8 protein-coding genes are annotated in these 8,388 nt (G+C 44.9%); 6 read left to right on the top strand and 2 right to left on the bottom strand.

From position 1 onward, the window contains the following. Both WBA89_RS20805 and rsmI read right to left on the bottom strand, forming a co-directional pair. A partial coding sequence (locus tag WBA89_RS20805; protein WP_424409125.1) for a glycosyltransferase occupies positions 1–905 on the bottom strand: 905 nt, incomplete at its 3' end. A gap of 71 nt (positions 906–976) precedes the next feature. Further along, on the bottom strand, positions 977–1,837 hold the full coding sequence (gene rsmI / locus WBA89_RS20800) for a 16S rRNA (cytidine(1402)-2'-O)-methyltransferase (protein WP_424409123.1): 861 nt from the start codon (positions 1,835–1,837) through the stop codon (positions 977–979). An 82-nt stretch (positions 1,838–1,919) separates the two neighbouring features. On the opposite strand from rsmI, the gene WBA89_RS20795 reads away from it, so the two are divergent. The 6 genes from WBA89_RS20795 to WBA89_RS20770 form a co-directional block, all read left to right on the top strand. Next, entirely contained in the window at positions 1,920–2,783 is an 864-nt protein-coding gene (locus WBA89_RS20795) for a PfkB family carbohydrate kinase (RefSeq protein WP_424409122.1), read from the top strand. Between the two features lie 248 nt (positions 2,784–3,031). Next, positions 3,032–4,162, top strand: coding sequence for a cupin-like domain-containing protein (locus WBA89_RS20790; protein WP_424409121.1), 1,131 nt, complete (start codon positions 3,032–3,034; stop codon positions 4,160–4,162). Positions 4,163–4,441: 279 nt separating this feature from the next. Continuing rightward, a complete protein-coding gene (locus tag WBA89_RS20785; protein ID WP_424409120.1) occupies positions 4,442–5,320 on the top strand; it encodes a 3'(2'),5'-bisphosphate nucleotidase CysQ family protein in 879 nt (292 codons plus the stop codon). A gap of 82 nt (positions 5,321–5,402) precedes the next feature. Next, entirely contained in the window at positions 5,403–5,600 is a 198-nt protein-coding gene (locus WBA89_RS20780; protein ID WP_424409119.1) for a hypothetical protein, read from the top strand. Between the two features lie 151 nt (positions 5,601–5,751). Further along, positions 5,752–5,862, top strand: coding sequence for a hypothetical protein (locus WBA89_RS20775; RefSeq protein ID WP_424409127.1), 111 nt, complete (start codon positions 5,752–5,754; stop codon positions 5,860–5,862). Between the two features lie 403 nt (positions 5,863–6,265). Beyond that, on the top strand, positions 6,266–8,388 hold a 2,123-nt coding region (locus WBA89_RS20770), incomplete at its 3' end, for a DUF4347 domain-containing protein (RefSeq protein WP_424409118.1).

The raw sequence follows: 8,388 nt of genomic DNA, 5'->3' as shown, positions 1-8,388 counted from the left end.
GGGTCAAATTTGGCGTAAAGTCCCGCACCTTCCGGGAAAACTGGCGAGTTTCCTCTGGCGTATTGGTTGAATTCTTCAAAACAAATTACTGGTACGTTGCAACTCATTGCTTCGGTAATTCCCCGGTTTTTTCCTTCGAGGAGGGAACCGAGGATGAAGGCTTGGGCGCGCGAATAATATACAGGCATTTCGCTGTAGTAGTCAACTCGCGGTAGTAAATTGATGTAGTCGAAAGGATTGCCTAAAATTGCTTCTATTTGTTGCCATTCTTTTAAGGCATACTCGTCGAGGGTTTTAATGTTGTTAACATCAAAGTCGTGACCGCTGACAACTGTTAATTTTATTGGTTTTTGCGGATGTTTTTGGCGGTAAATTTTTAAGGCTTTAGCAATTGTTGGCAAATTCTTTTCTTCGGAAATTCGGGCGACGGCTAGCAAGTCGATGTCTTTGGCGGGGACGTTGCGGGGAGAAATTAAGTATTCGTTGATGAAGTCTGTGTCTTGCAGTGGTACGATTGGTTTGTTGGCGCGATTTGGATAAGTTTCGCGAAACCATTTATCTCGCTGCGGGTTTTTGTATAAACTGGAGTAGGCGTCGGCGACAGGGGCCCAGGAATAGGAGATTCCGGGGGAATAGGTGAAGGATAAAAATACTGAGGAAAGTTGGGGAAATAGTTTGTTGATTAGTTCGACTCCTTCGCTTAAGTAAATTCCTTTGATGAATTTTCCTTCGTACAATAGCGGGGGAAGCAAGACGTAGAAACTGACGGTATCGAAGCGGTGGGGTTGGTCTTCAAATATCTCCCAGCTAAAGGCGTCTAAGTCTGCGTAGATTTCGGCGATTGGTTTGTTGATGTGGGGGTTGCGTAAGTAGGGTTTTTGGCGATCGTAGTTTCCGCGTACCATATAATTTTTAGTGTGATTATCTAGTTTTTTTTTTTACCGCAGAGGGCGCAGAGGGCGCAGAGAGGTTTATATTACAATAATTCATTGTCGCCTATTGTCAGGGCGAGTTGGTAGATTTGGCGGCGGGGGAGGGATGTTTGTTTGGCTAGTTGGCGGCTGGCTTGGGAACGGCTGATGCCTTCTGCTATTAATGTTTGTAATTCGGCTTTGATGGCATCTTCAGAGAAAATTGGTGCGTCTGTTTGGAGGCCGCCAATCACTAGGGTAAATTCTCCTTGGGGTTCGCGTGCGGTGTAAAGTTCGATCGCACTTTCGATACTACCACGCCAAAACTCTTCGTGCATTTTTGTCAATTCCCTGGCCAGCACAATCTGTCTGTCGGTTCCCAAGGTATTTGCTAAATCTTGTAAAGTTTGCCGCAACCGGTGGGGAGATTCGTATAAGATAATAGTGCGGGATTCTATTTGCAAATTTTCTAAACTCCGCTGGCGTTCTTGACCTTTGGCGGGCAAAAATCCTTCAAATACAAATCTGTCTGTAGGTAATCCCGATGCACTTATCCCAACAATGCAGGCGCTGGGGCCGGGAATCGGAATAATATTAATGTTAGCATCGGCGCAGGCTTTGACTAATTCGTATCCGGGGTCGGAAATTCCCGGCATTCCAGCGTCGGTTACAATGGCGATACTTTTTCCTAATAGCAGTTTGTCGATTAATTCGGGGAGTCGCTGCTGTTGGTTGTGTTCGTGATAGCTGATTTGGGGTGTTTTGATTTGAAAGTGGTGTAAAAGTTTGCCTGTGTGGCGGGTGTCTTCGGCTGCGATGAAATCTACTGTTTGTAAAATTCGGATAGCGCGATATGTCATGTCTTCGAGGTTGCCGATCGGCGTTCCGACAATGTAAAGTGTTCCTGTATTGGGATTTGGCTGCATTTGGATATTTTTTATTTTAACCGCAGATGGGACACGGGCGGGACGCCCATGCCACACGCCCATGCCACATATTTAAGCAGATATGAAAACTGGATTGTTTTTGGGATTGGCAACTTTGGATTTAGTTTATTTAGCCGAGAAGCCTCCGGGGGAAAATCAGAAGGTTGTTGCTGCTGATTGTACCATTGCTGCGGGCGGGCCGGCGACAAATGCTGCGGTTGCTTTTAGCTGTTTGGGGAATGCGTCGGTTTTGGCGGGGGTTTTGGGCACTGGCGCGATCGCCCAATTGATTCGTGCAGACTTAGCGGAGTATGATGTCAGGATAATCGATTTGCAGCCAGGGCTATCGCACTCTCCACCAGTTTCTTCGATTATTGTAACTGAAGCAACGGGCGATCGATCGGTAATTTCCATCAATGCTACGAAATCGCAAGTTGAGAGTCAAACAATTAACCAGGATATTTTAACATCAGTTAATATCATACTGTTTGACGGACACCAAATTCCAGCCAGCCAAGAAATCGCTGAACTCGCCCAATCAAAAAACATTCCCATCGTCCTCGATGGCGGCAGTTGGAAACCCGGATTAGAGGAAATCTTACCCTTCGTTAAATGGGCCGTATGTTCCGATAACTTTCATCCGCCCGACTGCAAAAATTCCCAACAAGTCTTTGCTTACCTCTCAGAAGCCGGAATTCCCCACATTGCCATCACGCGCGGCGAAAAACCGATTAAATACCTCAGCAAAGGCAGTTTCGGCAGTTTAGAAGTGCCTCAAATCCAAGCCGCAGACACGTTAGGCGCAGGCGACATTTTCCACGGCGCTTTCTGTCACTATATTTTACAAGACAACTTTACAAATGCCCTCGCTGCAGCCGCCAAAATAGCTGCCGATTCCTGCAAAACTTTCGGAACCCGTCAATGGATAAAAAACATTCAACCTTAACTTTAAAATAATGCAAATATCCGGAAAAAAGCGATCGCACCCAGAAAACAGAAACAGACAACACTTGTTAAGCTAAAATAATCATATCAACCCTCTCCTTTCTTCCTTCGCGCCCTTTGCGTCTAAGCGCTTCGCGCAGGCTACGCCAACGCGGTTCGCCCAAAAAATCCACAAATCAAACAACATTGCTATAGTAGTAAAACACCTGCAAGCAAAACAAAACTACCCCAAAACAAAACACTCAAATCATGGCTGAAACTCAACCTTTAAGCATCACACTCCCCCCCTTACGGATTACCCTCACAGAAGAACAACAGGTTAATCTAGAATGGCTGACGCAAAACTTACCCAACCTACTCGCCACAGCGCCAAGCAAACCAGAAGTTCCCGACAACTTGAAACAGTGGGTAGCGGCTAACAAATTATTAAATCTACCAGATGCAGACATCATTCAAGGCTTAATAAATACAGGTATTGATGCCGAAACAGCAACCGCAGAAGTTACCAAAATATCCTCTCATCCGTACTTCCAAGCAGGTAGCCATTACGTGCAGCTATTGCAGAAACTGGAATCGCAACTCAACATCAACAATCAATTAGCCGCCCTCTCTTCCAAGTTTGGCACAATCGAACGCAAAAGCAGCCTTTCCAGAGAGTATTTTTTAGAAAATTACTACGCTAAAAATACTCCCGTAATTATTACCAACATCATGCACAACTGGAAAGCATTGCAGTTGTGGACACCGGAGTATTTGCAGCAAAAATACGGAGATGCAGAGGTAGAAATTCAAGCCAACCGCAACTCAGACCCGGATTACGAAATTAAGGTACACAACCACAAAAAAACGGTTTTCTTCCGCGAGTATATAGATATGGTCGTCAACGGCGGCCCCAGCAACGACTGCTACATGGTTGCTAACAATCAAACTCTGGAAAGAGAAGAATTTAAATCGCTATTTAACGACTTTGAGATTTTCCCAGAATACCTCAATCCCGGCGATACAAAAGGCAGAGTTTTCTTTTGGTTCGGCCCCAAAGGTACAATTACGCCGCTGCATCACGACCCAGTTAATTTAATTTTAGCTCAAGTATCGGGTCGCAAACTAATTAAATTGATTTCTCCGCAGCAAACGCCTCTGCTTTACAATCACGTCGGAGTTTTTAGCAAAGTTGACGGCGAAAATCCCGACTATGACAAATATCCGCTTTACAGAGATGCGAAAATTATTGAGGTAATTTTGGAACCGGGAGAAGTTATATTTATTCCTGTGGGTTGGTGGCATCATGTAAAATCGCTAGAGGTGAGTATTTCGGTGTCGTTTACTAATTTTGTGTTTCCCAATTATTATGAATGGAAATATCCTCATATTAATTGGTAAGTTTGCCAAAACGAAGAATGAGGCCGAGATCATTGGTGACAAAATAAGACTAAAACCATAATAAATGTCGCTTTTTATCGAAGTCTAGATCCCCCTAAATCCCCCTTAAGAAGGGGAGTAGGGGTTGACTTTGAAAATGCTCTTGTCCCCCCCTTATTCAGGGGGGTTAGGGGGGATCTAGACTTGGATAAAAACAAGAGATACAGTCGGTTTGACGTTAAGTTGTCGCCAATAAACTCTACCTGAAAGTGAAATCAGCGTTTATCTGCGGTTTAAAATATGAAAACTATTGAAGAGTTAAGCGAAATTGCGCGGGCTGCAGCTTGGGGTGCGGCAGATATCCTACAATCCTATTATCGCCAAGATTCTGAGACTCCCAACCTGGACATTCAAGAGAAAAAAGACGGCCCAGTTACTGCGGCCGATGTCGCTGTTAATTCTTACATTCTCGATGAATTGCAGTCGGTTTTAGGGAATGCAGAATTTGGTTATCTCAGCGAAGAAACTTACAAAGCTTATTTAGAAAAAAACGGGAAAGTTGCCTTAACTCAAGATTGGGTTTGGATTATTGACCCTTTGGATGGAACGCGAGATTTTATTGACAGGACAGGCGAATTTGCAGTCCACATTGCTTTAGCGTTTGAAGGAAGACCAGTTTTGGCAGTTGTGGCTTGGCCGGAACAACAAAAAATTTATTACGCAATTCGGGATGCTGGTACTTTTGGGGAAAGTCGCGGGGGTTCGGCGGTGAAATTGCAGGTTTCTGCGCGCAATGTAGTGGCAGATTTATCTATAGTAACCAGCCGCAGTCACCGGGACGATCGCCTAAACCAACTATTGCACAAATTTCCCTGTCAAAATCAACTTGCTGTGGGCAGTATCGGCTGCAAAATCGCGACAATTGTCGAACAAAAGGCTGATGTTTATATTGCGCTTTCGGGAAAATCTGCGCCGAAGGATTGGGATTTGGCGGCGCCGGAATTAATTTTGACGGAGGCGGGCGGTCGATTTACTCGTTTTGACGGTTCTGCTTTGCAGTACAACCGGGGAGATGTGAGTCAGTGGGGGGGATTGTTGGCGAGTAACGGTTGCTGTCACGATGCTGTGTGCGGGGAGGCTGAGAGGATTTTAGGGCAGATAGATTCGGGTTTGAAATAAGTACGCGCGTGCGAAGCTATCCCGTAGGGAATCGCGCTTAAATAATTGGTTATATTAATAATATCATAATGTGGCAAAATGTATGAGAGTTAAAGAACTTGAAACAGCAATTATGAATTTGTCGGTTAAGGAACTGTCGGAGCTCACAGCTTGGCTGATAGAGTATCGCCAACAAGTCTGGGACCGGCAAATTGAAGAGGATTTGGAGGATGGGCGGTTGGATGCGCTACTTGATGAAGTTGATGCAGAGTATGAAGCTGGATTGGCTAAAGTGTTATGAAGCATCTGACTTTACCGCGTTTGCAGTGCTATCAGCAGCTACCTAAAGAAATACAAGCCTTAGCTGATAAAAATTACAATTACTCAAAGTCGATCCGTATCATCCTTCACTGCATTTAAAAAAAGTTGGCAGGCGAAAGCAATTGCAATCGGTGCGAGTAGGCGATACTTACCGAGCTCTGGGAGTTGAGAAACCTGAAGGTATTGTCTGGTTTTGGATAGGGACTCATGGCGATTATGATGCAATTTTAGCTCAGAAATAAAGCACCCGATCTTGTGCATTTCATATCGCCCTTAAATATTCTAACGAATAACTTGTAGGGGCGGGTTTTACGAAAAATAATTGCCTAAAACTCATAATTTTGTAAACCCGCCCCGATCGCACATATCTATCAAAAATACGATATTAATACTTAGGTATAATTACACTGGCAATTCATTGATTTTGTGTTGAATTATCAACTTTGTACTGGCGGTTACGCAATATTACTTAATTAATTTTTGTATCTTTATCAAAAATTTAATAACTAAGTGTTTTTATGGAGAAAAGTTTATATATTTTCTCTGAAACAACTGTTATGGTTGCTACAAGCTTCAAAAAGAGTTTCGGATGCAAGTCGCGAAACCGGGGAATTGTTCTCTTTTTTTACCCCAGTCAGGTGTATTATGCCAAATTTAAATAATCGAGTTTCAGGAAGTGCGATCGCCTTTATCGATACTACAGTACCAGATTATCAAAGTTTGGTAGCCGGAGTAAAACCGGGTACGGAAGTAGTAGTTTTGGATGGGAATCAAGATGCGATCGACCAAATTACTCAAATTTTAGCTCTTCGCACGAATATTGAGAGCATCCACATCATTTCTCACGGTGCTCCCGGCAGCTTGCAAGTGGGCGGCGGTAGCTTGAATGCAGGTAATTTAGAAACTTATTCCGAGAAATTGCGGCAGTGGCGAAGTGCTTTCACACACGGCGCGGACATTCTGATTTATGGTTGTAATGTGGCATTAAGTGCGCTCGGATTTATCCAGCGCATCGCCCAACTCACAAATACCAATGTTGCCGCTTCCAAAAACCTCACGGGAAGCGCAGCAAAAGGCGGCGACTGGAAACTCGAAGCAACAACCGGGGAAATTAACACACCGCTGGTATTTGCAGAAGAAGTGTTAGCGAGTTACAAATATGTTTTTGCCAACTTTAGTAAGGCTACCACCTTTTCTGCAGGAGGAACAGGGGCTTACTCTCTTGGAGTCGGCAAGCTTAACTCAGACAACTTTCCTGACTTAGTTGTTGGAAATATTGGCAGTACCCAAAACGTGACGGCCTTGTTGGGAACGGGTACGGGCAGCTTCGGTATTGCTACTCCCCTACCTAACTCCAGCAGCGAATTTCCCGTATCTGTTGCTATCAATGACTTGTTCAACCCAGACGGTTTCTCCGATATAGCAGTAGCCAGTCCTGGTGGGTATGGGCCACCAGGTTCTAGCACTATTGCCATTTGGCCGGGGACAAGTACAGGCAGCTTCGGTACTCCTACCAACATTAGCGGAGTCAATCCAGCTTTTGTCGCTGCGGGAGACTTCAACAAAGATGGACGGATTGACCTCGCGACAGGAAATAATCAAATTTCCATTCTGCTGGCGACACCGACAGGTAGTTTTGGTACTCCCAGCAACATTAGCTTCGGAGCGGCAGGAAGTGACACTTTTATTGAGGTAGCAGACTTTGATGGTGACGGTAATCTTGACTTAGTTGCGACTAAAAGATTGTCAAATAGCGTGTACTTTTTAAAAGGGGATGGTGCAGGCAATTTTGGCCCTACGACTAACTTTACTGGTGTAGGAGGCGATCCGCGTTCTCTGGCAGTAGGGGATTTTAATAAAGATGGCAAACCCGATTTAGTTACAGCTAACTATAGCTCTAACAATGTCTCTGTTTTGTTGTGGAATTCAACCACAAATAGCTTTAACCCTGCTGTTGCTTTTGGTGTGGGAACTAATCCTGAATCTGTAGCAGTCGGCGACTTTAATGCCGACGGAAATTTGGATATTGTTACGGCAAATAATGGTTCTAACAATGTCTCAATTCTGTCGGGAGATGGTGGAGGAAATTTTGGGAGTGCTACCAACTTTAATGTCGGAACGCTACCTCGTGCCGTAGCAGTAGCAGATTTTAATGCTGATGGATTTTCCGATTTAGCTACAGCAAACAGCGGTTCTAACGATGTCTCGATTTTGCTGAATGTTGTCGCAAATTTTGGGGCCGCTACTTACAGCGGGACGGAAGGAACGGCGGATACAACAGTCAATATTCCCGTTACTATCAGCGGCACACCCTTCACCGATGTAACAGTACCAATTGTCATCGACCCCAGCAGCACAGCTACCCAAAATTCAGACTACACCATTTCCCCTCCCTCGATTACTTTCCCCGCCGGCACTACTACTCTCACTCAGAATGTTGCAGTTACTATCAAACCCGACAATCTCCCTGAAAACGCCGAAACCGCAATTCTCAACTTTGGCACAATTACCGGAGGCGTTGCAGGTACAACAAAACAAACAACATTAACTATTGCAGCCAACGGTACTGTTTCCTATGCCATTGCCGCCGGTATTGCCAGCACTCCCGAAGGCAATAGCGGCACAACTCCTCTGACTTTCACCGCGACTCGCAGCGGCAACACCGGCGGGGCAAGTAGCGTTAATTACGCAATAGGAGGAACTGCTACAAACGTCAGCGATTATAACAACATCGGCGGCACTTCAGGGGCAACTACTGCTACTGGCAC

Source organism: Microcoleus sp. (assembly GCF_049646505.1).
GTDB lineage: Bacteria > Cyanobacteriota > Cyanobacteriia > Cyanobacteriales > Microcoleaceae > Microcoleus.
The sequence above is the reverse complement of the archived record's forward strand: the minus strand, read 5'-3'. Positions and strand labels throughout refer to the sequence as shown.

Bases quoted from the DNA above. Each gene is read 5' to 3' on its own strand.
- WBA89_RS20795 (WP_424409122.1), top strand. From the start codon at position 1,920: ATGAAAACTGGATTGTTTTTGGGATTGGCAACTTTGGATTTAGTTTAT.
- WBA89_RS20790 (WP_424409121.1), top strand. From the start codon at position 3,032: ATGGCTGAAACTCAACCTTTAAGCATCACACTCCCCCCCTTACGGATT.
- WBA89_RS20780 (WP_424409119.1), top strand. From the start codon at position 5,403: ATGAGAGTTAAAGAACTTGAAACAGCAATTATGAATTTGTCGGTTAAG.
- WBA89_RS20785 (WP_424409120.1), top strand. From the start codon at position 4,442: ATGAAAACTATTGAAGAGTTAAGCGAAATTGCGCGGGCTGCAGCTTGG.
- rsmI (WP_424409123.1), bottom strand. From the start codon at position 1,837: ATGCAGCCAAATCCCAATACAGGAACACTTTACATTGTCGGAACGCCG.